Below are 22,281 nucleotides of genomic sequence, written 5' to 3' on the forward strand. Positions count from 1 at the left end.
CCTTTCGAAAAAATGTGTTTTTAAAGCTGTAGGTATAAAGCTCGGTGTGCGGTGCGGGCGCGACGAGGCGGGTGGAGGCTCTCGCCGCGGCCGCTGTCTAGCGCCGTGTGTAGGTCAGTGCGCCACGCAGGATCGTGTGGGTGACTTGGGCGTTAAAGTCCATGCCCTCGTAGGGGGTGTTATCGGCCTTGGAGTCCATCTCCTCGCCGCGGGCGGTCCACGGGCTATTCGGGTTCACCACGGTGAGATTGGCGGGCTCGCCTACTGCGATGGGGCGGCCATGGCCGGGCAGGCGAACGATCTCGGCGGGCTTTTCACTCATCACCTTCGCCACGAAGCGCCAATCGGCCAGCCCAGATTCCACGAAGATCTGGTGCACAATCGCCAAGGAGGTTTCCAAACCCAGCATGCCGTTTTTGGCCTCGGAGAACTCGCAGCACTTCTCCTCGGAGCCGTGCGGGGCGTGGTCGGTGGCCACGCAATCGATGGTGCCGTCAAGCAAGGCGTCACGCAGCTTCTCGGTATCGGACTTCTCCCGCAGCGGCGGGTTGACTCGGTCCCGGCCGTCGAAGTTGCGCAGGCGAGCGTCGTGAAGCAAGAGATGGTGCGGTGTCACCTCGGCGGTGAGCGGAATGCCGCAGTCCTTAGCCCAGCGCACGAGCGTGACGGTGCCCTCGGTGGAGGCGTGACAAATGTGCATGCGGGCACCGTAATCGCGGGTCATGATGGCGTCGCGGGCCACGATGGATTCCTCTGCCACGCGCGGCCAGCCGCGCAGTCCCAGCCGAGCGGCCATCTCCCCCTCGTGTGCCACCGCACCTTCGGTGAGGCGGGCGTCCTCGCAGTGCTGGGCGAGCAGCACGTCCTGGCCCTTGGCGTATTCCAGGGCTCGGCGCATCACCTGGGGGTTGTTCACGCACACCCCGTCATCGGAGAACATGCGCACCTTGGCTGCGGAGTTGGCCATCATGCCGAACTCGGTGAGGGTTTCGCCCTTGAGCCCCTTCGTGATCGAGCCCACCGGGTGCACATCGCACAAACCAATCTGCTGGCCCTTGAACCACACGGACTCGGCGATGACCGGCTGGTCCATCACCGGCTGGGTGTTGGCCATGGTGAACACGGCGGTGAATCCGCCCTTGGCGGCTGCTGCGGAACCGGTGGCAATCGTTTCGGTATCTTCTCGGCCTGGCTCGCGCAGGTGTACGTGAATATCCACCAGCCCGGGCAGGAGCACCGAGCCGGCGGCGTCGATACTGCGATCGGCCTCGGTATCAGCCGGGGCGTCCAAGTTGGCGATCACGCCATCGCGGATGAGGACATTAACGGGCTCGCCTTCCCCATAAGGGCGGGCGTTGCGGATGAGCAGGGTGCCCTCGGCGGCAGGCGCGAGTTCCCCAGTGGCAGGATAGGTGGTTTCTGTACTCATTGACTGTCTCCTTCGGGGGTTTACTCGCGGGGGCTTCCCTGGCCGCAGAGCAGGGTAAAGAGCACGGCCATACGCACGTGCACACCGTTAGACACCTGCTGCAGCACGGCTGTCTGCGGGGCGTCGGCCACATAGTCGTTGATTTCCATGCCGCGCAGCATCGGACCAGGGTGCATCACGATGGCATCGTCTTTCAGCTGGGCCAGCCGAGCCTTGCTCATTCCGTAGAGGGTGGCGTATTCGCGGTGCGAGGGGAAGAACCCGCCGTTCATGCGCTCTTGCTGCACGCGCAGCATCATGACTGCATCCTTATCGGCCAGCACCGGATCCATCTCATAGGACACGGTCACCGGCCAGCTCTCCACCCCGAAAGGCAGGAGCGTGGGCGGGGCCACCAGGGTGACCTCCGCACCCAAGGTGGTGAGCAGATCCACGTTCGAACGCACCACGCGGGAGTGCAAGCAATCGCCCACAATTGCGATCTTCTTGCCCTCGATGCTGCCGAGTCGCTGACGCATCGTTACCGCATCCAGCAGGGCCTGGGTGGGGTGTTGATGGGAGCCATCGCCGGCGTTGATCACGCTCGGACCCTGGCCGCCCGGGGCTACCCAGCGGGCCAACTGCTCCGCCGCGCCCGAGGCGGGGTGGCGAATGATGATCGCATCCGCCCCCACAGCACCAAGAGTCAAGCCGGTGTCCTTGAGCGATTCGCCTTTCTTCACCGAGGACGAGGAGGCGGAAATATTAATCACGTCCGCGCTCATCCACTTGCCCGCGGTCTCAAAGGAAGAGCGAGTGCGGGTGGAGTTTTCATAAAAAAGAGTGAAGATGGTGCGACCACGCAGAGTCGGCAGCTTCTTAATCTCGCGGTGAGACAACAGTTCCAGGAACTTGTCCGCCTCATCCATGATGGACAGGATCTCGTTTTTATCGAGGTCCTCAATAGAAAGCAGGTGTTTCATTAGCCTCTAGCTCACTAGGTTCTCGAGAGCACGTGCTCACCGCGGCGGCGTGGCTGACGCTCCCGCGGCAGCAGCGCTACTCGCGGGTGGTGGCGGATTCGCCGGATTGAGAAATACGGGAGATCTCCACGGCGTCCTTGCCGTCAATCTCCTCAAGCAGTACAGTCACGCCCTCGTTGACGGAGGTGGGAAGGTTTTTGCCCACGTAGTCCGCGCGAATGGGCAGCTCACGGTGGCCACGATCCACCAGCACCGCCAGCTGCACACAGTGCGGGCGGCCAATATCGCGCAGCGCATCCAAGGCGGCGCGAATGGTGCGACCGGAATAGAGCACATCATCCACCAACACCACAGTGATGCCATCGATACCGGCATCGGGAATGGTGGTGGGCTCGAGTGCGCGATGCGCTCGATGGCGCAGATCATCGCGATACAAGGTGGTATCGAGCGTGCCTACGCTCACGGCGACACCCGAGAATTCTTCAATCTTGGCCGCCAAGCGCGAGGCCAGCGGCACTCCCCCGGAAGGAATACCCATGAGGCACACCTCTGGGCGTGCGGATTCCTTCTCAGCATCAAGTGCTGTTTTTTCAATAATTTGGTGCGCGATGCGCGCAATTGTGCGTCCGACATCATCGGCGCTCATTAATTGCGTTGCCATCGTGACCTCCTTCCCCGCCTCTCTGTGCGGTCCGTTAAAGGATGTCATCAGACACCGCGACTGCTTATATATACAGCCACTGAATCCTATGAACTTTATCGCCTACACACCTTAGCACTAGCCCGCCAGCACCACTAGGCCATCAGTGCCGGCGCTAACCCCACTCAAGGGCACTGCGCTTATCGACGCTCACCTCGGCCAGCATCACCGCCGCAGACGAGAGAAGAATCTCATGGCAGTGTCCGGTTGTCTCCGTATAATCGACACACATACACTCACCGCCGCTTCTAGGAGGTCACCAGCCCACGTGGGTATTTCAACCGAGCACGTTCTTCCCTTCCCTCGATCAGATGTGTGGCAGTGGCACACCCGCCCTGGGGCGGTGGTGCGGCTGACCCCGCCCTTCGTGCCCATGACCCCGGTCAAACAAGCCTCATCTTTGGCTACCGGAACCACCGAATTTTCGCTTCCCGCTGGGCTGAAATGGGTGGCTAAGCACGATCTGGCCGGCTACCACGAGGGGCGGCAATTTACCGACGTGTGCGTGAACGCCCCCATGCGCGTGCTCTCGCAGTGGCGCCATGTGCACGCCTTCGCCGACGACCCCGCCGGCACCCGCATTACCGACACTGTGCATACTCGCTTGCCCGGCAGCTTCCTCGAAGCCGCCTTCGCCTACCGGCAACACCAGCTGCTCGAAGATCTCACCCGCATCCAAGAGTTTCAGTCCATCGAAGGCGCGCCAGCACAACCGCTGACCATCGCACTTACCGGCTCCGGTGGCTTAGTAGGCACCCATCTTGGCGCCCAGCTGCGTACCGCAGGCCACACCGTGATTGAGCTCAAGCGCGGCAGCGATCTGGCCCCTGGGCAGCGCCGCTGGCACACCACCCTGCCGGATGAAGACCTACTCGAGGGCGTGGATGTACTCATTCACCTCGCGGGCGAATCCATCGCTGGGCGCATGAGCGAAACCCACCGAGAGAAGATCCGCCACTCGCGCATCACCCCGACCCGCCGTTTGGCGGAGTTGGTTGCCGCCTCCAAGACCTGCACCACCATGGTGGTGGCCTCCGCCGTGGGCTTTTATGGCCCCGACCGCGGCGACGAGCTGCTGGATGAAAACGCCGAGCGTGGCGAAGGCTTCCTCGCCGATGTGGTTGCCGATTGGGAGGACGCCTGCGCCCCGGCACGCGAAGCGGGTGCCCGCGTGGTTAATCTGCGCACTGGCCTCGTCATGAGCGCCGCCGGCGGCATTCTGCCCGGTTTGCGCGCAGCCTTCGCCGCTGGGCTGGCCCCGCAGGTGGGCACAGAGGGCGGTTATCTACCGTGGGTGAGCATCGACGATCTCACCTCCATGTACATCCGCGCCGCCCTCGATCCGCAGATGTCTGGACCCTTCAACGCCACCGGCCCTGCACCTGTGCGCTCGGAGGAGTTCAGCGAGGCCCTGCAGGGGGCGATGCACCGCAAGTTCGTGGTGCCGATTCCGGCAGTGGCACCCAAGCTGGTGATGGGCCCCATCGCCTCCGAGGAGCTGCTGATGACCTCCCAAAACGCCGTGCCCGCCAAGTTTGAACAATTGGGTCACCGATTCACCCACAACCTATTGCCCGAGGCCTTTGCCCACGAGCTCGGCGGAGAGGCGCTGTTGAACACCGCCTCCACCTCCGAGGCTTAAGATCCCGGTCGGGCGATAGACGCCCGAGCATTTGTCCCCTCCCGCACAGTATCGCTACCTAAGGAGCTAGACGGTGGATTCTGCCGACACCCCTGCCGACGAACAGCTACTCATGCCCATTACGATCGAACGCGTGGCCGCGGTGCTCCGCGAGCAAGAGCTCGAGTTCGACACCATCGAAGGCGCCGTCCGTACCGGATTTTATGATGCAGCCATTGGCATCGTGGTGCACGAGGGCACACTGCTTCTCGACGCCCGCTGGCGCGGCGAACCCGCACCCGAGCAGGGCAATGAACTGCTGCAGGCTGCCCACGAGTGGAATGTGCTAGAGATCAAACCCACCATGTATGTCGGCGCCGCCTCCAGTGAGGAGGGCGGCGTGGAGGTGCACATGCAGCGGGCCTTGCCGGCACTCAATAACGCTGGAGGCTACACCCACAATCAGCTGGGTCTATTCGTAGTTTCTTTTTTCACCGCCACGGCTACCGCCTGCGACTATCTCGCCGCATCCTTCCCCGATCTCGTCACCTGGGAGCGCCCCCACGCCGAGCCCGCCCCGGATGCCACCGAGGAGCCCACCACCACCGAGACCACCACCGAAGAAGGAGACGACCGTGCCTGATCTGTCCGCCGTCACCTATGCCCGCGTCAAAGAGATTCTCTCCCACGTTGATATTGAGCTGGAAGATATCGACCTCAACGATGTCGGCCATGCCCGCCTCAATGGCATCGACACCTTCATCGCCGTGTTGGATAACCAATCGGTGATCGTGCGCGCCGACCATCCCTTGGAAACCATGGACGGCAAGTGGTTCGCCGCCTGCAACCACTTCAACGCCAGGCTGCACGGGGTAAAGGCCGTGGTGGCTGTCTCTGGTGAGACCCACGGACTGCGCACCGAATCCGAGTTTCCTGTCTCGGCCTACATGAGCGACGCCCAGTTGAAGGAATCCCTCGAAATCCGCATCGATTTGGTACTCGCCGGTATGAAGGCGTTGCAGGATCTCGGGGATAAGTGAGCTGAGCTATCGTGGCGCGCCGATCCCACCCCGCAGCACTACGCATCTTTGAGGCCGTGCACGCGTGGCTGCGTAGCGTGCGGTTGCCGGTGAACTTTGGCCACGAGTCCTTCCTTGTCACTCTCGATCGGGCGATGGTAGAGATCACCTACGATCCCTATCGTGATGCATTGGTGGTGCATGGAGTGTGGCGCGAGCGTGCGGCCGTAGATAAGCTCGACCGGCTCACCAACTTTGTGGACTTTTGGAATATTCACCGCATCCAGCCGATCGGCTACATGATTACCGATGAAGACGCCACCCTTGGCATGGGCTGTGTGATGCATCTACCGGACGCCTCTCAGTGCAGCGAGACCGATCTTGGCGAGGCAGTTGATCACTATCTCGCCATGGTGGATGTTTACTACATCGAGGTGGAGCATTTCCTTCCCGATGTGTGCGGGGCTATCGATCAGCAGCACCGATTCATGCTGCGCCCATCCGCCATGCCGATCGTAGAAAGCCCACCCCTATGAGCGTGACCTTCCTGCACCTCTCCGAGGTGATCGCCGCCCGAGGCCGCATCATTGGCCGCGATAACAGTATCCGCTTCTGTCTGCCCGGCCACCCGATGGTGTTTCACGCCTACCTCCGCCCGCCAGGGATCATGTTCATCAGCGCCCGCGAAGCACTGCGTCCCAGCTACAGCGCCGAGCAGCGCCGAGACGCCGTTCTTGCGGCCAACGCCTACCATCAAGAGGGCCATCACGCGAAGCTGGGTATAGGCCCCACCACCCGCGGCGAGGAGCTTACCGCCATTGCTACCGCCGCCATCTTTCTTGTCGACTCCCTCGATTCATCCGGCCTCGAACGCCATGTGCTGCGCTGCTGTTTCGATGTAGCCGATGCCCTGCACTGGCTGAGCCAGACCCTAGCTACCCCCAGCACCGTAGAGGCCCCGCCATCCGAGTGGATGCCGCCGGTACTCAACGGCCCGTGGACCGAACCCGATTCCGAGGAGTAAACCCCCGAGACAGCATCACACCGCCGACGGCGCTGCTTAAGGCCCGTGCGGCGGTGTGTTTCTACGCCTAGTTGAGATGGAAAGAAGCTACTGTGGCTGCTCCTCCTCAGCAGAGCTGTCCTCGGTGGCAGCCGCGGTGTCATCCGCATCGAGTGCAGCGCTCAAGGTGTGCGCATCCACCTGCTCGCTTTCCTCCACAGCTGCTACCCCGTGTTCTTCCTCCCACGAGTCAGCCACATCCTCAGGATTAACGGGCACAGGTCCTTCGAGCTCAGCGTTGTCACGCTCGATCTCTTCTGCGGAGGACGGCCCCTCATAGGTCTCCTCGTCTGTGGTCTCCTCGGCTGCGGGCTCGAGCTCCTCGGCTTTGATGGCATCGAGGTTCGTTGCCACCGCGTCCAACACCGCGTGGATATAGGGCGAGGCCTGAGGCGTGGAATATTCACTTCCCAGCTCCACGCCTTCCACCACTGCGGTGCCGCGCGGCACGTCAGGATTGTAGAGCAGCTCCCACCCGGAAACACGCAAGATGGCCCGATCCACTGCCGGCAGGCGATCCAGCTCCCACTCGGCGGCAAGGTAGCGTTCGATGATCTCATCGATGCGGTCGAGCTCTACTGCGACACCGCTGACGATCTCGCGAGTATAAGGCTTGATCGGGGCCACGCCCGAGTCGCGGTCACGCGACAGCGTCGAACGCTCCTCCACCAGAGCCACTGGGTCACGATCGCGGGCCTCGGCCTCGAAGAGGATGTCAACGGCGCGACGACGCGCCTTGTAGCGAGTTCCCCGCCGCTTGAAGTCAGTCACAGTCGCCTCAAAAACTTCCTGATAGTGAAAACACGGCACACGCCCCGCGGTGAATCCCCGCGAGACGTGCTAGCCGAAGAGTATATGGGTGATTAGTTGTTCACGCGGGAGAGGTACTCGCCGGTGCGGGTGTCCACCTTCACCACATTGCCGGTCTCGAGGAACAGCGGCACCTGGATCTCAGCACCGGTCTCGAGGGTAGCGGGCTTGGTGCCGCCGGTGGAACGATCGCCCTGCAGGCCCGGATCGGTGTGCTCAACCTTGAGCTCCACAGCAACCGGCAGATCAGCGAAGAGGGCCTCACCCTCGTGGAAGGACACCTGCACGGGCATGTTTTCCAGCAGGAAGCGGGCGGAGTCACCGATCAGGTGCGGCTCGAGCTCAACCTGCTCGAAGGTCTTATCATCCATGAACACGTAGGCAGAGCCGTCGTTGTACAGGTAGGTCATGTCGCGGCGGTCCACCAGCGCGGTCTCCACCTTCACACCGGCGTTGAAGGTCTTATCCACGGTCTTGCCGGAGACGACATCCTTCAGCTTGGTGCGCACGAATGCGGGGCCCTTGCCCGGCTTAACGTGCTGGAACTCGATAATCTGCTGCAGCTTGTTATCGATCTTCAGCACAAGACCATTCTTGAAATCGGCGGTAGTTGCCACGTGTTTAGCTCCTTCGGGGCCCGCGCCCAACGACCGCGGCTAAGACGAAGAACCAAGATGTCCTCCGCACCCGCCGCGCGGCGCGAGCACTCAACAATATGAAAGCGTGTACTTGACCAAACCAGACTACACCACGGTGAGCTGCTTGCTCACCTTGGTAATAATCTCAGGCTCGCCATCGGTGATGATGAGGGTATCTTCGATGCGCACCCCACCCTTGCCGGGAACATAAATACCAGGCTCGATAGTGAGAGTCATGTCCTTGGCCAGCACCTCCGTGCGGCCCTGGGCGGCGGCCGGTGCCTCGTGCACATCTAAGCCCACGCCGTGGCCGGTGGAGTGCACGAAGTATTCACCATAACCGGCGTCCTCGATCACTTCGCGGCAGGCGCGGTCAATATCGGCGAGCTTAGCGCCGGGCCGAGAGGCCTCTACCCCGGCAAGCTGGGCCTTGAGCACGATCTCGTAGATCTCGCGGGCGAAGTCGGTGCACTCGCCGATCATGATCGTCCGGGTCATATCCGAATTGAATCCACGGTCGTGGGCGCCGAAATCGAAGGTGACGATATCGCCAACTTCGAGCACTCTATCGCCGGCGCTGTGATGGGGCTTGGCAGAGTTCGGGCCAGAGGCGACGATAGTGTCAAAAGACACCCGCTCCGAGCCGAGCATACGCATGCGGTATTCCAGGTCGGCGGCAATCTGGCGCTCGGTACGGCCCGCGGCAACCTCGCCGGCTGCCAACATGTCCACATAGGCCTGGGAGGCCAGCGCGGCCACCTCGCGTAGCCGCTGCTTTTCTACATCGTCCTTTTTCAGCCGCAGCTCTTCGATAATGCCGCTGACCGGAACCAGGGTGACATCCTCGGGACAGGCCTTCTCGAGCGCCTGCAGCTGAGAGACGGTGATGTAGTCCGCCTCATAGCCCACGCGGCGATGCCCTTCTACCCGCTTGAGTAGACCAGTAGCGCAACGACGTTCCAGCACCGCCTCGATATCCGGAACCTCTTCCGCGATTTGGGTGGTGTAGCGGCCGTCGGTGGCGATGCGGGCGGTGAGGTCCTTATTCACTAACAGCGCCGCGTTGGATCCGGAGAAACCGGAGAGATAGCGCACGTGAGTGAGGTGGGTGACCAGCATGACGTCAATGCGCTGGCTATTTAACTGGGCGGACAGTGCACGGCGGCGGGTGAGGAAACGGGTATCGCTCAAAGACATCTATGTAAGGCCCCTCTCGGCGTAGTCAGTTATGGTCTCGATCTAGCTCAACTCTAGGTGATGCACTCGGCCAAAAACTCCAGAGCGAGCTCGTAGCCTTTCACTCCCAGCCCAGCTATTACGCCTAGGGCGATGGGGCTGAGATAGGAGTGTTGGCGGAAAGGCTCGCGGGCGTGCACATTCGAAATATGAACCTCCACGAAGCCTCGGCCATCAGCGATCTCGGCAAGAGCATCACGAAGCGCCACCGAGGTATGGGTGAACCCGCCGGGGTTAATGATGACCGCTGCCCCACGATCGGCGGCGTCATGCACCCACTCGATCAGCTCACCCTCGTGATTAGATTGGCGGCACTCAACCGCAAGGCCCAGCTCGTGGGCGCGGGTGATGATCCGCTGCTCGACGTCGACAAGCGTGGTGGTGCCATACACTTCAGGTTGGCGTTTGCCCAGACGGTTGAGGTTCGGCCCGTTAAGTACTAGGACGTCCATGCCACCACCTGCTCATAGGCGCCGCGAAGCTGCTCGTCGGTGGTGTCGTCGAGCCGGGTGGTCTGAGCCACCCCAGTGAGCCCGACGAAGCGGATGCTGCCGCCGCGGTTCTTTTTATCCTTGCGCATGCCCGCGAGCAGTTGATCAAAGCTGGCGCCGTTGTAGCCAGTGGGCAGCCCCACGCTGGAGATGATCGCGCGGTGGCGCTCGACCTCCGCTTCGGCAAGCTCGCCGCGGATGTGACTCAGCGCAGCCACAAACATCATGCCCACAGCTACCGCGTTGCCGTGGCGCCAACGGAAGTTCTCGTTCAGCTCCACAGCATGGCCGAAAGTGTGGCCATAGTTGAGGATCTCGCGCAGGTTGGATTCCTTCAGATCAGCAGCCACCACTGCGGCTTTCACCGCCACAGAGCGGGCGATAAGCTCAGGCAGATGGCCATTCGGGTCCAAGCAGGCGGCTGGGTCTGATTCGTAGAGATCCAGAATCTTCGGGTCACGAATAAAGCCGGTTTTGATGATCTCCGCCGAACCGGCGATGATCTCCTCCCGCGGCAGACTCTCGAGACAGTCAAGATCAATGAACACCCCAAAAGGCTCGTGGAAAGCGCCCACAAGGTTCTTCCCCGCCGCGGTATTGATTCCGGTTTTGCCGCCGACGGCTGCGTCGACCATCGCCAGTAGCGTCGTGGGGCAATGAATCACCTTGATACCGCGCATCCACGAGGCGGCGATAAAACCAGCGGCATCGGTGCAGGCGCCGCCGCCAACAGAGACCACCACGTCGCGGCGGGAGAATTCGAGCCGACCCAGCTCGTCCCACATGCGGCCGGCCTCGGCAAGGGTTTTTCCGGCTTCGGCATCGGCTAGCTCCAGCTGATGCACCTCGATACCGGTGGCGCTGAGGGCGGCGTCGATACGCGCCGCAATGGCGTGTACGGGCTGCTGGTGAATGATCGCCACCTTGCGAGCATCTGCGGCGCTACGTACTAGCTCGGTGAGCGCAACGGCAATGCCGTGGTCGATAACAACCTCATAGGGCGAGGCGCCGTTGACAGGAATGGAACGCATGATTGTCCTTTGCAGCTAGTGGCTAGACGCTGGGCTCGGGTTCGCAGACGGTCTCGAGATAGGCGAGCACATCTGCCACCACCCGCTGGGGGCTGCGCTCATCTGAGCGGATCCGGAAGGTGGCCACATCCTTGTAGTAGCCGAGGCGCTCATCGTAGAGCTGCTGGTAGCGCTCGCGGAGATCGCCTGCTTGGAGGATCGGGCGGGAGGAATCCTGGCTGGTGCGGCGAACGCCTTCGTCTACGGAGACATCGATCCACACCACCGAGTGGTTATCGAGCGCGGCACGCACCGAGTCGGTGACCACTGCCCCGCCGCCGAGCGAAACGATGGCGTCTTGATCCAGCGCCTCGGCGATCACCTCGGCTTCAAGAGCACGGAACTGTTGCTCGCCGAGCCGGGAAAAGACCTCCCCGCAGGACTGACCCTCGCGCTCGGCGATCATCTGGTCAGTATCCACAAGGGGGATGTTCAGCGCCCTAGACAAGCGGCGGCCGATGGTGGATTTCCCCGCCCCAGGCAGGCCAACGAGAACAACTCGAGGGGTTCCCATGTGTTTCTAGAACTCCAATCGCTTAGCAACGCTTTCGGTATAAGTATCGACATTTCGCTTGGTCTCAGCAAGCGAGTCGCCGCCGAATTTTGCCAGCACAGCACGGGCAAGAACCAGAGCGACCATGGCCTCGGCCACCACCCCTGCGGCCGGAACAGCACACACATCTGAGCGCTGGTGAATGGCGGTGGCAGCATCGCCAGAGGCCATATCCACCGTCTGCAGGGCGCGCGGCACCGTGGAGATCGGCTTCATCGCAGCGCGCACGATCAGCGGCTGGCCATTAGTCATACCGCCCTCCAGGCCACCGGCCCGGTTAGAGAGGCGATCGACCCCGTCCTCGCTGCGCACCATCTCATCATGGGCGCGCGACCCTGGGCGCACAGCCTCGAGGAAACCATCGCCGATCTCGACACCCTTGATGGCCTGAATACCCATGATGGCTGCGGCCAGCTGCGCATCGAGGCGGTCCTCGCCGGAGATATAGGAACCCAAACCAATGGGCAGGCCGTTGACCACCACTTCCACGACCCCGCCAAGCGTATCGCCGGATTTTTTCGCCTGATCGATGCAGGCGATCATGGACTTCTCGGAAGCCTTATCGGCAGCGCGCACTGGGGAGGCATCGATCTCATCTAGCTGCTCGAAGCTGGGGGTGGGACCCTGATAAGGATCGGATTCACCGATCGAGATCACGTGGGAGAACACCTCCACGCCGATGGTTTCCCGCAGGAAGTTACGGGCCAGCACCCCCAAGGCCACCCGGGCTGCGGTTTCTCGCGCAGAGGCGCGCTCTAGCACCGGGCGGGCCTCGTCGAAGCCGTATTTGATCATGCCGGCGAAATCAGCGTGGCCAGGCCGCGGACGGGTGAGCTTGGCGCCCCGCCCGGAGGACAAGGCCTTCTGTACCTCGGGATCGCTTTCATCCAAGGGCGCGGCGGACATGATGGTGGTCCACTTGGGCCATTCGGTGTTGCCGATCATGATGGCGATCGGCGCGCCCAGGGTCTGCCCGTGGCGCACCCCGGTGAGCAGCGAGAGCTCATCGGCTTCGAACTTCATGCGTGCACCGCGGCCATAGCCGAGGCGACGGCGAGCGAGATGCGCCGAGATCTCCTCCACTGTGATCGGCACACCCGCAGGTAGGTGTTCCATGGTGGCGATTAGGGCTTGACCGTGGGATTCCCCAGCTGTAGTCCATCGAAGCATGCCCCATATTCTTGCACGTCGAGTGCGGGTACATGCACATCTACCCCCGTTTAATTTCCCCGCCTTAATGCTCAGGCACCAAGCGCCACAACTACGAGCGTGGCCGCCACCATGCCCGGCCCGTGCGGCACACGTCCGCGGGGCGTGGGGGACGGCGTGTTGCTGAGGTGGTTCAAGGTGGCGTCGATAAGCGTGAGAAGTGCCGCCCCTGCGATCACCCAGGGCAGCACAAGTGCACCCTGAGCTGCAGCGATAATGCCGAGAGAGGCGGCGAGTTTAACGTCTCCCCCGCCGATGCCCCACCGACGCCACCATGCGAGGCCATAGCATCCGGCCCACAGCGCCCCACCCCACCACGCACTGGGATACAGCACCAGTGCCAAGATCAATGCAGTGCCAGTCAGTGCATTGGGCAGACGAGCGTGGATGCGATCCCACCCGGCCACGACGATGAGCAGCACACACAGTGCGCTCATACCGAGATAAGTGATGCCGCCATGTGCCGCGACAATAATGTCCCCCACAATCTCCCCCAAGATCTGTGTCTGTATCCACCCCTCACGGAGAAGGGGCTAAACATTTAGCGGGCGCAGGCGATCTCCGTGGCCGGCACTCCCGTTGCTTCTGCTAGCGCGGCCACCATCGACTCCCGTGGGGCGGCCACGCCGGTGAATTGCTCGAATTGGCTAAACGCCTGGTGGGCAAGCATGCTCAGCCCACCCACACACGCCATGCCCCTTTCGCGGGCGAGCGCAACGAGCGGGGTGGGCCAGGGATCATAGATCACATCAAACACTGGGGCTTGGGCTATGAGTTCCTCCGCACCCGCCACCACCGCGGCGGGCACCGTGGAGATCACCACGGCGCTGCGGCGACAGACCTCGGCGATGTCTCCGGTGTGCTCCCAAGACAGCCACCGCACGGGTGCGGCGCTTAGCTCTTGCAGCTGCTCGGATTTATCGCTGCGGTTGATCACGGTGATCTCCGCGGCCCCAAGCTCGCCTGCGGCATAGACAGCTGGGCGGGCTGTGCCGCCACCACCGATGATCACCACCGGCTGATCGGCGATGTCTACCCCCAGCACTCCGAGCCCGCCGTGGATTCCTTCCACGTCGGTGTTATCTGCCCGCCAGCCGGACTCGGTACGCACCAATGTGTTGGCCGAGCCGATGGCACGTGCCCGCGGGCTGAGCTCTGCCGCATGGGCAGCGGCTTCGAACTTGCAGGGCATTGTCACCGACAACCCAGCCATGTCGGGGTTCTGAGCGGCCTCAGCCATCAGCGCTGGAAGCTGCTCGGCGGTGGCCTCGCGGCGGCCATAGCTCCACTGGCTCAACCCAGCGGCCAGATAACCGGCGTTGTGCAACACCGGAGAGAGCGAATGATCAATCGGGGATCCAACAACTGCTGCATAAGGCATGTGTGCCATTGTCTCCCCTAGCCCACACGGTGTCCACACAACTCCCGCGCGCGGGGGCGCTAGGCGCAGGAGCCGTGAGGCGCAGCGCGCTAGCAGCAGGCCCGTGAGGCGCAGCGCGCTAGCAGCAACGACGCCATGCCGCGCTCCCAAATGCATCGGCGCACCGCCCATACTCCAAGACACAGCACTATTGACGCACAGCACCCGCCCCCGAAGCTTTCGGGAGCGGGTGTGCATCAAGGCCACAACTCGAGCGTCAAGGCCGCAGCCGCAGCGGCGGTCGACCGTGTCGCTAGGGCGCCTCCGGCGCGGGCGGCGCTTCCGGTGCCGGGGGTTCGGCCGGCTCCGGGGCCTCACGGCCGCTGTCGAGCACGCCGTTGTCGATTGCGCGCTGGGTGTCGGCCTGGTGCTGCTCGAAGTTGTCGTTGAACACGGTGGTGCCGTCCTTGTCCACGGTGACGAAGAACAGCCAATTACCCTCGGCCGGGTTTTCCATGGCCCGCAGCGCCTCCTCGGAGGGCGCAGCGATCGGGGTTTCCGGCAGGCCTTCCTTGGCGTAGGTGTTCCACGGGGTCACGCGGGCGCGATCCTCATCGGTGGTGGCCACCTCCACCTCGGGCAGGCCGTAGTTCACGGTCGAGTCGAACTCAAGGCGCATCGGCTCATGGAGACGGTTGAGGATCACTCGGGCCACCTTGTCGAAGTCGCCAGCCGGGGCCTCGCGCTCCACCAGCGACGCAGCGGTGAGTAGCTCGTAGGGGCTCAGGCCAATGGCTTGGGCGCGGGCGACAATGTCGGTGTCGTTGTACATCTTGGTCGAGCGGCTCACCAGATCCTTAAGCACCGCGGTGGCATCGGCCTTGGGGTCGATCACATAGGTACCGGGGGCGATCAGCCCCTCGAGGCGCTTAGGATCCTCGCCGCGGGCGCGCACCGGCTCAATGGCCCAGGAGGGCACTCCCAGCTCTTCCAGGTTGGCGGTGGCGGCAGCCTTTTCCAGATCGGGAAGCTTGATGCAGTCGCCGGCCTGGTCCTCGCAGCTGATGCGGGAGATTTCAGAGAGAATACCCAGGCGGGTATCGCCTCCCACAACGCGCACATCCATGAGGGTCTGCCCGCCGGGCACCTGCAGTGCCTCGGCCTTATTGGCCGGGTCCACCAACGCCGCCACGGCGGCTTCGGCACTCATCTGCCCCTGCAGGCGATAGAAGCCGGGCTGGATATTAGCGGCGTCGGGGTTAGCGCCTGCCGCCTTTTGGAAAGCACCATTGGATTTCACAATGCCGCGATCGACCAGCTCCACTCCGAGTTCGGAGACGGTCTCGCCCTCGTTGATCTGCACCAGCTCGATCTCGCCGTTGCCGTCACCGGCATAGTCGGCCAAGCTCGGTGGATTGGCGCGCATCACAGCGATGTAGATGATAGAGCCGATGATGAGCAGCAGAGAGGCGACCAAAATGGCCACACCGCGCTGGCGCCTTTTGACATACACCGGTTCCATGCGCCGACCACGCTGGGCTTGAGGACGTTGAGCCATAACTTGTTTGTGCCTCTCACATTCTTCACTACTCACTCTCGCGGCTTAGGCGCTGAGCGCGCGCATCGAGCCACGATTGCAAGATTTCCACTGCAGCTGCCTGATCAATCACATCCCGACTCTCCCGCGTCGATCGCCCCGAGGCGTGCAAAGCCTGGGTGGCCACGACGGTGGTGAGGCGCTCATCGGCGAAACGCACCGGGATCGTCTTCCCTGCGCGGCTGAGTCGCCGGTTAATCCGGAACGCGATTTCCTTGGCATGCTTGACTGACTTGGAGCCATGTCCCTTGAGATCGCGGGGCAAACCCACCACGACCTCCACTACCTGACCGTCCTCGATGATCTCGATCAGACGATCAATATCTGCTAAGTCTCGCCCCCCGAAGCCGGTCTGGCGCCGCACGGTCTCCACCGGCATCGCCAGCGAGGCATCGCGATCCGACATAGCGACACCAATGCGCGCCGTCCCAACATCTACGCCGAGCCGTCGGCCCGCCCCGGGGTCATCGACCCCAGGCTCATCGGGAGTTGGTTTATTGGCCATCCGCATCTTTCTATCTTCACAACGGGCATTGAGCACATAGCTACACCTACAATGTAGCGATTCGTGACCGTTTAGTGATAAATATCCCCGCGTGTCTCGCCTAGCAGTATGGCTTTTCGACGCCAACCTCCCCCATCCCACCCCCACTGTTTCAAGTTTCAGAGCTTGACTTATGGGCCTGTCGGGCCCGTGGTGACGGGAGGTGGCGTCGAAAAGCCACGCGCCTAGAAAAGCAGAATCACCCATCCCCTAAACCGGGATGGGTGAGAGGGACGATATAACCCCTTTAGGCTTCGAGCTCTGCGTGCACCGCTGCGAAACCGGCCTCGATTCCAGCGGCATCCGAGCCAGACCCCTGAGCCATATCCGGCTTGCCACCGCCACGGCCGCCAATGTGGCTACCGAAGAGCTTCACCAGCTCGCCGGCTTTGACCCCGTTGGAGACAGCCTGGCCAGTCGCGGCGACGATGAAGGGCACCTTGCCGCCATTATCGCTAGCTAGCACCACCACACCGGCGCGCTCACCGAGTCGATTCTTCAGATCGGAGGCCATCTCGCGCAGGTCGCCACCCGAGAGGCCGTCCGCCAGCTGGGCGGTGATCAGCTTGAAGGAGCCCGCCGGACGGGCCGAGGAGAGAATCTCACCAGTCTGAGCGGCCAACTGCTGCTTGTGCAGCTGGGCGATCTGCTTCTCGGCGGCCTTGAGCTTCTCAGTAAGCTGCGCGATGCGCTCGGGCAGCTCCTCGCTCGGGGCCTTCAGCGAGCTGGCCAGACCAGCGGCCAGCGCCCGCTCGCGGGAAAGATAGGAGAAGGAATCCAGCCCCGAGTAGGCCTCGATGCGGCGCACCCCGGAGCCCACCGAGGACTCACCGAGCACGGCCACTGGGCCGATCTGAGAGGAGTGGCTCACGTGGGTGCCGCCACACAGCTCCATGGAGAAAGGACCACCGATCTCGACCACGCGCACATTGTGCCCATAGTTCTCGCCGAACAGCGCCATCGCCCCCATGGCCTTGGCTTCGTCCAAGGTGGTCTCGATGGTGTTCACTTGATAGTCGGTATCCACTGCCTGGTTGGTGATGTGCTCGATCTGCTGCATCTGCTCCGGGCTCAGTGCCTGAGTGTAGTTGAAGTCGAAACGCAGGTAGCCGGGCTTGTTCATCGAGCCAGCCTGCACAGCCGTGGGCCCAAGCACCTCCCGCAGCGCGGCGTGAATGAGGTGAGTAGCGGAGTGGGCCTGGCGGGCGGCGTGACGCCACGCCGGATCCACCGCGGCGTGCACTTGGGTGCCCACCCCCAGCTCCCCGCCGAGCACGCGGGCCTTGTGCACCCACAGTTTCTTGCCGATCTTTTGCACATCGCTGACCTCAAGATCAGCCGAGCCGGCCGTGATTCGACCACGGTCACCCAGCTGGCCACCGGCCTCCGCGTACATAGGCGAGACATCGAGGATCACCTCGACCTCCTCGCCCGGGGTGGCGGCCTGAAGCAGCTGGCCATCACGGATCAACCCCAGCACGCGGGACTCGGCCTCGAGGTTGTCAAAGCCGACGAACTCAGTCGGGTGCTCATCCACGAACTCGCGATAGACGGACATGTCGGCGTGGCCGTGCTTCTTGGCCACGTTATCGGCCTTGGCGCGGGCACGCTGCTCGGCCATGAGCTGATCGAAGCCGGCACGATCCACCTCCAGCCCCGCCTCGGCGGCCATCTCGAGGGTGAGGTCGATCGGGAAGCCATAGGTGTCGTGTAGGGCAAAGACCTTATCGCCAGACAGGCTGGTGGCACCGTTAGCGCGTGCCTCAGCGGCGGCGTTATCGAATAGGTGGGTGCCGGATTCCAGCGTGCGCAGGAAGGCCTTTTCCTCGTTGGTGGCCACCTGCAGGATGCGGGCGCGGGCCTCGGCGATCTCCGGATAGGACAGCTCCATGGTGTCCATGATGGTGTTCATCAGCTGTTCCATGGTTTCGCCGGTAGCACCCAGCAGCTTGGCAGAACGGATGATACGTCGCAGCAGGCGGCGCAGAATGTAGCCGCGCCCCTCGTTGCCCGGGGTCACGCCATCGAGGATGAGCATCATGCCAGTGCGGGAGTGATCGGCGATCACGCGGAAGCGGATGTCGTTCTGGTCGTTCTCGCCGTAGCTGGCGCCGGTGAGATTCTCGGCCACCTCGATCACCGGGCGCAGCAGATCGGTCTCGTAGACATTGTCCACGCCCTGCAGGATGCAGGCGACGCGCTCGATACCGAGGCCGGTGTCGATGTTCTTCTTCGGCAGCGGGCCGAGGATCTCGAAGGAATCCTTGCCGGTGCCCTCGCCACGCTCATTCTCCATGAACACGAGGTTCCAGATCTCCATGTAGCGGTTATCATCCGCCACCGGGCCGCCCTCTTGGCCGTACTCTGGGCCGCGGTCATAGTAGATCTCCGAGCACGGGCCGCAGGGTCCGGGAATGCCCATGGACCAGTAGTTATCCGCCATGCCCAGACGCTGGATGCGCTCGGCGGGCACGCCGATCTTCTTGTTCCAGATCTCGGCGGCCTCGTCATCGTCCAGATACACCGTCACCCACAGCCGCTCGGGGTCGAGGCCGTAGCCTCCCTCGGACACATCACCGGTCAGCAGCTCCCAAGCGTGGGTGATAGCGCCTTCCTTGAAGTACTGGCCAAAGGAGAAGTTGCCGGCCATCTGGAAGAAGGTGTTGTGGCGGGTGGTGATGCCCACCTCCTCGATATCGAGGGTGCGCACACACTTCTGGATAGAGGTGGCCGTGCCCTGAGCAAAGGGTGGGTTTTGCTGGCCCAAGAAATAGGGCTTAAAGGGCACCATGCCGGCGTTCACAAACAGCAGGGTGGGATCGTCAAGAATCAGCGAGGCGCTAGGCACGGCCTCATGGCCTGCCTTCACGAAGTGCTGCGTAAACCGCTCTCGGATCTCATGAGTCTGCACGAAAAAATTCCTCGCTTCACCGTGGTAATAGTGTCAATCTCTGGGTTACTTTACTCGTTAGCCGCGCACGATCCTGCGCAGGCGACCGATAAAATCATACAGGCGCTTTTCCGCACCGTGAGTGCTCGGCTCATAGTAGACGGCATCGTCCAAAGCCTCGGGGATATAGCGCTGGGCCACTACCCCGCGGGGGTCGTCGTGCGGATAGCTATAGCCCACCGCATTGCCCAGCTTCTTCGCCCCCTCATAGTGACCATCACGCAGGTGCTGCGGCACGGGGTAGTTCTTTCCTTCGCGCACATCCTGAAGCGCCTTATCGATCGCCACATACACCGCATTGGATTTGGGCGCGGTAGCCAGATGCACCACGGCTTGGGCTAGGACGATGCGCCCCTCCGGCAGCCCAATCAGCTGCACCGCCTGGGCGGCGGCAGTGGCAGTTGTCAGCGCGGTGGGATCGGCCATGCCGATATCCTCACTCGCGGCGATCACCAGCCGACGGGCAATGAAACGCGGGTCTTCGCCCGCATCGATCATCCTGGCCAAATAGTGCAGGGCCGCATCCACATCCGAGCCGCGAATCGATTTGATGAAGGCACTGGTGACGTCGTAGTGCTGGTCCCCATCGCGGTCATAGCGCACGATCGCGCGATTCACGTTGTCTTTAATGGTCTCAACGGTGAGCGTGCCGCCATCCTCTACCGCTTCGGCGCAGGCCTCAAGATAGGTGAGGCTGCGTCGGCCATCGCCGCCGGCAAGCAGCACCAGTTGCTCGAGTGCGTCATCCGCAGCGCTGATCCGCCCGCCGATGCCGCGTTCATCACTCAAGGCCCGGGTGATGAGCTCTTTAATGGAGTCATCCTCGAGCGGGTTGAGCTGCAGCAGCAGCGAACGAGACAACAGGGGCGAGACCACAGAAAAACTCGGATTCTCGGTGGTGGCGGCCACCAACAGCACTGTGCGGTTTTCCACCGCGGCCAGCAGCGCGTCTTGCTGTGTTTTAGAGAAGCGGTGCACCTCATCGATAAAGAGCACGGTCTGCTGACCGTGGATGAGGCGACGGCGGGCCTCATCGATGACCGCTCGCACCTCCTTGACCCCGCTACTCAATGCAGACAAGGCCACAAAATGCCGGCCGGTGGCGGCACTCACCAGAGAGGCAATGGTGGTTTTCCCTGTGCCGGGTGGGCCATAAAGAATCACCGAGGCATCGCCGGAGCCCTCGACGAGCCGGCGCAGGGGCTTACCGGGGCCTAGCAGGTGGTCTTGGCCGACCACCTCGTCCAAAGTGCGCGGACGCATCCGCGCCGCCAATGGGGCCGCGGCACCGGGGTGGAAATAATCCTGCGCCGAACTACCGGCACTGAGGTTCGCACCGCCTCCCACTCCGCTCGCGGGCGCTCCGGTGTCAAAGAGGCCATCTTGGGGCATCGTTTTAAGTACCTACTCCTAGTGGGTGCTATGGCGCAGCGACTCGGCAAAGTCGGCGCCTACGAATCGATCGATGACATGTTCAGCGAAGCTCACCACGGCTGGGAAGCGTGGATCATCGGAGCGCTGAGCGAAGCGAATGAGCGCATCGAAGGTTTCGTAGATGTCGATCTTGGCAAGCCGTTCCAGCTCTGCGGTGTCATCGAAGGAATCGAGCATCTGCTGGGCAGACCAGCCCAAGTTGGTGTTGTGCGCCGAATCGTCCATATCGAGCCCCTCGGGGTTGATCTGGTCGAGCACATTGAGCGGGCCGAAGTTGAGATGCCAAATCGAGAGCACCGCCCAGCCCACGAGGGCAGTAACGATGCGCGCGCGCAGCCGCTCGGGGTTGTTCACGTTCGGCCACATGGTGCTTACCTCTTGGCGCCAGGCCTCCACAAAGAGATCAGCTTCGTGGTCGCTGAGTCGGTGGGAGAACACGAACTGTGGGAACCCGGCCACCACGCAGGCGACGTCGAAGGTGGCATCACGGAAACCCGCCCACTCGTAATCCAAAAACTCGGGACGCTCGGAGTAGACGATATTGTCCGGGGAGAGATCGAAGGGGGTAAAGGCCCGGTGTTGGCCAGAGACCAGCCGACGCTGAGCCTCGGTAGCGAAGCGTCGTACCGCTGGATCGATGTGCACACCGTGGCTTTCTAAAAACTCCATGCCGGAGGTGATCCCGGTCTCCAGCGCCTCGTCGCGGTAGCCGGCATGGCTGGCATTGGCCCCATGCTTGGACACCATGCGGCGAAACAGGATGTCGAAGTCTTGCTCGTGATCCGCCGAAGCCGAGTGCAAAAGACCCAGCGCCCGGCCGAGCCGCCGTAACAGGGCACAGCGCTGATCCGCATCGGCTCGGTCCATCAGATCGGCAAAGGTGTCTACATCGCCACAGTCAGAGATCACCAGCAGCCGCTCGTCCATGTCATAGGCTAGGAGCACGGGCCCTGGCCGCACGTCATTGGGCAGCGAGGTGGTGAACTGATAGGCCACCACCTCCCGCAGAAAGCGGGTGGGATCAAGAGGATCATCTGAGGACGGCGAGTGCTTGACCACCACCGTGCGCTCTTGCAGATAGGGCGAGGGGGTGAGCTTCAACCGCAGCACAGTGGAGCTTCCCGAACCTTCCAGAATCTCTGCGCCGATCAGCTTGAGAGAACCGCCATACCGCTTGCACAAGAGCTTCTCTGCGCGAGCAACCACGTGCTCGTGGATCTCTTCAACGGCCGCGGTGGGTGTGATAGTCGCCGACATGGGCGTGGCCTCTCCTCGGTGGGATTGTTAAGTTTAAAAACTATGGTGTTGATCGACGGGCCCGGTTGTCTCTGGGCCCGCATAGGCGGTACAGACCGCGCGCCTGCGCCGCTAAAGATATCGGCACTGTGGCCGAAGCTAACTTGCTGTCCATATGGCACAGCACACAGGCTTGGGCTATGTGTGTCATGTGCACCATTGTGCCTGAGCAGCCGGCTCACCGATAGTGCTGGGGCGATTATCACAGCCCTTACACAGGGCCGTGACGCACGCACCTATCGCTTCTACCGAGGCTGCCGCTAGCTCGCGGCGCCGCAGATCCTATCCGCCTCTGATTC

At 62.5% G+C, this 22,281-nt stretch carries 22 protein-coding genes; 5 read left to right on the forward strand and 17 right to left on the reverse strand.

The features are described 5' to 3' along the window. Positions 1-97: 97 nt before the first annotated feature. The 3 genes from CCICO_RS06285 to pyrR form a co-directional block, all read right to left on the reverse strand. Complete coding sequence (locus CCICO_RS06285) at positions 98-1,429, reverse strand: dihydroorotase (RefSeq protein WP_018019818.1); 1,332 nt, start codon at positions 1,427-1,429, stop codon at positions 98-100. Positions 1,430-1,449: 20 nt separating this feature from the next. Further along, entirely contained in the window at positions 1,450-2,391 is a 942-nt protein-coding gene (locus tag CCICO_RS06290) for an aspartate carbamoyltransferase catalytic subunit (protein ID WP_018019819.1), read from the reverse strand. Positions 2,392-2,467: 76 nt separating this feature from the next. After that, positions 2,468-3,052: a bifunctional pyr operon transcriptional regulator/uracil phosphoribosyltransferase PyrR gene (gene pyrR, locus CCICO_RS06295; protein ID WP_026161465.1), complete on the reverse strand. Its 585-nt coding sequence runs from the start codon at positions 3,050-3,052 to the stop codon at positions 2,468-2,470. Between the two features lie 307 nt (positions 3,053-3,359). Here pyrR and CCICO_RS06300 point away from each other — a divergent pair, with 307 nt between their 5' ends. From CCICO_RS06300 to CCICO_RS06320, 5 genes are all read left to right on the forward strand, one after another. Beyond that, positions 3,360-4,733, forward strand: coding sequence for a TIGR01777 family oxidoreductase (locus CCICO_RS06300; protein ID WP_018019822.1), 1,374 nt, complete (start codon positions 3,360-3,362; stop codon positions 4,731-4,733). Positions 4,734-4,806: 73 nt separating this feature from the next. Next, positions 4,807-5,355 carry a type III secretion system chaperone family protein gene (locus tag CCICO_RS06305; protein WP_018019823.1) on the forward strand — a complete coding sequence of 183 codons (549 nt, stop codon included), beginning with the start codon at positions 4,807-4,809 and terminating at the stop codon, positions 5,353-5,355. Beyond that, on the forward strand, positions 5,348-5,752 hold the full coding sequence (locus CCICO_RS06310; RefSeq protein ID WP_018019824.1) for a YbjN domain-containing protein: 405 nt from the start codon (positions 5,348-5,350) through the stop codon (positions 5,750-5,752). Before CCICO_RS06305 ends, CCICO_RS06310 begins: the two co-directional genes overlap by 8 nt. A gap of 11 nt (positions 5,753-5,763) precedes the next feature. Continuing rightward, positions 5,764-6,267: a hypothetical protein gene (locus CCICO_RS06315; protein WP_018019825.1), complete on the forward strand. Its 504-nt coding sequence runs from the start codon at positions 5,764-5,766 to the stop codon at positions 6,265-6,267. Further along, positions 6,264-6,755 carry a hypothetical protein gene (locus CCICO_RS06320; protein WP_018019826.1) on the forward strand — a complete coding sequence of 164 codons (492 nt, stop codon included), beginning with the start codon at positions 6,264-6,266 and terminating at the stop codon, positions 6,753-6,755. The genes CCICO_RS06315 and CCICO_RS06320 overlap by 4 nt, the downstream gene beginning before the upstream one ends. An 87-nt stretch (positions 6,756-6,842) precedes the next feature. Here the strand turns inward: CCICO_RS06320 and nusB are convergent, their stop codons facing one another. The 14 genes from nusB to CCICO_RS06390 all read right to left on the reverse strand — a co-directional run bounded on the left by nusB (position 6,843) and on the right by CCICO_RS06390 (position 21,943). After that, positions 6,843-7,565 (reverse strand): transcription antitermination factor NusB, encoded by a 723-nt coding sequence (gene nusB / locus CCICO_RS11405; protein ID WP_018019827.1) that lies wholly within the window; start codon positions 7,563-7,565, stop codon positions 6,843-6,845. Positions 7,566-7,657: 92 nt separating this feature from the next. Continuing rightward, on the reverse strand, positions 7,658-8,221 hold the full coding sequence (efp, locus tag CCICO_RS06330) for an elongation factor P (RefSeq protein ID WP_018019828.1): 564 nt from the start codon (positions 8,219-8,221) through the stop codon (positions 7,658-7,660). A gap of 126 nt (positions 8,222-8,347) precedes the next feature. Continuing rightward, positions 8,348-9,439: a M24 family metallopeptidase gene (locus tag CCICO_RS06335; protein WP_018019829.1), complete on the reverse strand. Its 1,092-nt coding sequence runs from the start codon at positions 9,437-9,439 to the stop codon at positions 8,348-8,350. A 53-nt stretch (positions 9,440-9,492) separates the two neighbouring features. Next, positions 9,493-9,930, reverse strand: a complete 438-nt coding sequence (aroQ, locus tag CCICO_RS06340; protein WP_018019830.1) for a type II 3-dehydroquinate dehydratase — start codon at positions 9,928-9,930, stop codon at positions 9,493-9,495. After that, a complete protein-coding gene (gene aroB, locus CCICO_RS06345; RefSeq protein ID WP_018019831.1) occupies positions 9,918-11,000 on the reverse strand; it encodes a 3-dehydroquinate synthase in 1,083 nt (360 codons plus the stop codon). Before aroB ends, aroQ begins: the two co-directional genes overlap by 13 nt. 22 nt (positions 11,001-11,022) lie before the next feature. Further along, positions 11,023-11,553, reverse strand: a complete 531-nt coding sequence (locus tag CCICO_RS06350) for a shikimate kinase (RefSeq protein WP_040357706.1) — start codon at positions 11,551-11,553, stop codon at positions 11,023-11,025. A 6-nt stretch (positions 11,554-11,559) separates the two neighbouring features. Then, positions 11,560-12,762 (reverse strand): chorismate synthase, encoded by a 1,203-nt coding sequence (aroC, locus tag CCICO_RS06355; protein WP_026161466.1) that lies wholly within the window; start codon positions 12,760-12,762, stop codon positions 11,560-11,562. Positions 12,763-12,833: 71 nt separating this feature from the next. Continuing rightward, on the reverse strand, positions 12,834-13,286 hold the full coding sequence (locus CCICO_RS06360; protein WP_156809860.1) for a prepilin peptidase: 453 nt from the start codon (positions 13,284-13,286) through the stop codon (positions 12,834-12,836). A gap of 56 nt (positions 13,287-13,342) precedes the next feature. After that, positions 13,343-14,191: a shikimate dehydrogenase gene (locus tag CCICO_RS06365; protein ID WP_018019835.1), complete on the reverse strand. Its 849-nt coding sequence runs from the start codon at positions 14,189-14,191 to the stop codon at positions 13,343-13,345. A 283-nt stretch (positions 14,192-14,474) separates the two neighbouring features. Further along, positions 14,475-15,719, reverse strand: a complete 1,245-nt coding sequence (gene mltG / locus CCICO_RS06370) for an endolytic transglycosylase MltG (protein WP_040357709.1) — start codon at positions 15,717-15,719, stop codon at positions 14,475-14,477. 28 nt (positions 15,720-15,747) lie between these two features. Next, on the reverse strand, positions 15,748-16,263 hold the full coding sequence (gene ruvX, locus CCICO_RS06375) for a Holliday junction resolvase RuvX (protein ID WP_018019837.1): 516 nt from the start codon (positions 16,261-16,263) through the stop codon (positions 15,748-15,750). A gap of 286 nt (positions 16,264-16,549) precedes the next feature. Then, a complete protein-coding gene (gene alaS / locus CCICO_RS06380; RefSeq protein ID WP_018019838.1) occupies positions 16,550-19,213 on the reverse strand; it encodes an alanine--tRNA ligase in 2,664 nt (887 codons plus the stop codon). A gap of 57 nt (positions 19,214-19,270) precedes the next feature. Continuing rightward, positions 19,271-20,644, reverse strand: a complete 1,374-nt coding sequence (locus tag CCICO_RS06385; protein ID WP_018019839.1) for a replication-associated recombination protein A — start codon at positions 20,642-20,644, stop codon at positions 19,271-19,273. A gap of 18 nt (positions 20,645-20,662) precedes the next feature. Continuing rightward, positions 20,663-21,943: a phosphotransferase gene (locus CCICO_RS06390; RefSeq protein WP_018019840.1), complete on the reverse strand. Its 1,281-nt coding sequence runs from the start codon at positions 21,941-21,943 to the stop codon at positions 20,663-20,665. Positions 21,944-22,281: the final 338 nt, after the last annotated feature.

This window comes from Corynebacterium ciconiae DSM 44920 (assembly GCF_030440575.1).
Classification (GTDB): domain Bacteria; phylum Actinomycetota; class Actinomycetes; order Mycobacteriales; family Mycobacteriaceae; genus Corynebacterium; species Corynebacterium ciconiae.

Bases quoted from the DNA above. Each gene is read 5' to 3' on its own strand.
- CCICO_RS06285 (WP_018019818.1), bottom strand. From the start codon at position 1,429: ATGAGTACAGAAACCACCTATCCTGCCACTGGGGAACTCGCGCCTGCC.
- CCICO_RS06290 (WP_018019819.1), bottom strand. From the start codon at position 2,391: ATGAAACACCTGCTTTCTATTGAGGACCTCGATAAAAACGAGATCCTG.
- pyrR (WP_026161465.1), bottom strand. From the start codon at position 3,052: ATGGCAACGCAATTAATGAGCGCCGATGATGTCGGACGCACAATTGCG.
- CCICO_RS06320 (WP_018019826.1), top strand. From the start codon at position 6,264: ATGAGCGTGACCTTCCTGCACCTCTCCGAGGTGATCGCCGCCCGAGGC.
- CCICO_RS06335 (WP_018019829.1), bottom strand. From the start codon at position 9,439: ATGTCTTTGAGCGATACCCGTTTCCTCACCCGCCGCCGTGCACTGTCC.
- aroQ (WP_018019830.1), bottom strand. From the start codon at position 9,930: ATGGACGTCCTAGTACTTAACGGGCCGAACCTCAACCGTCTGGGCAAA.
- aroB (WP_018019831.1), bottom strand. From the start codon at position 11,000: ATGCGTTCCATTCCTGTCAACGGCGCCTCGCCCTATGAGGTTGTTATC.
- CCICO_RS06350 (WP_040357706.1), bottom strand. From the start codon at position 11,553: ATGGGAACCCCTCGAGTTGTTCTCGTTGGCCTGCCTGGGGCGGGGAAA.
- aroC (WP_026161466.1), bottom strand. From the start codon at position 12,762: ATGCTTCGATGGACTACAGCTGGGGAATCCCACGGTCAAGCCCTAATC.
- CCICO_RS06365 (WP_018019835.1), bottom strand. From the start codon at position 14,191: ATGGCACACATGCCTTATGCAGCAGTTGTTGGATCCCCGATTGATCAT.
- mltG (WP_040357709.1), bottom strand. From the start codon at position 15,719: ATGGCTCAACGTCCTCAAGCCCAGCGTGGTCGGCGCATGGAACCGGTG.
- ruvX (WP_018019837.1), bottom strand. From the start codon at position 16,263: ATGGCCAATAAACCAACTCCCGATGAGCCTGGGGTCGATGACCCCGGG.
- CCICO_RS06385 (WP_018019839.1), bottom strand. From the start codon at position 20,644: ATGCCCCAAGATGGCCTCTTTGACACCGGAGCGCCCGCGAGCGGAGTG.
- CCICO_RS06390 (WP_018019840.1), bottom strand. From the start codon at position 21,943: ATGTCGGCGACTATCACACCCACCGCGGCCGTTGAAGAGATCCACGAG.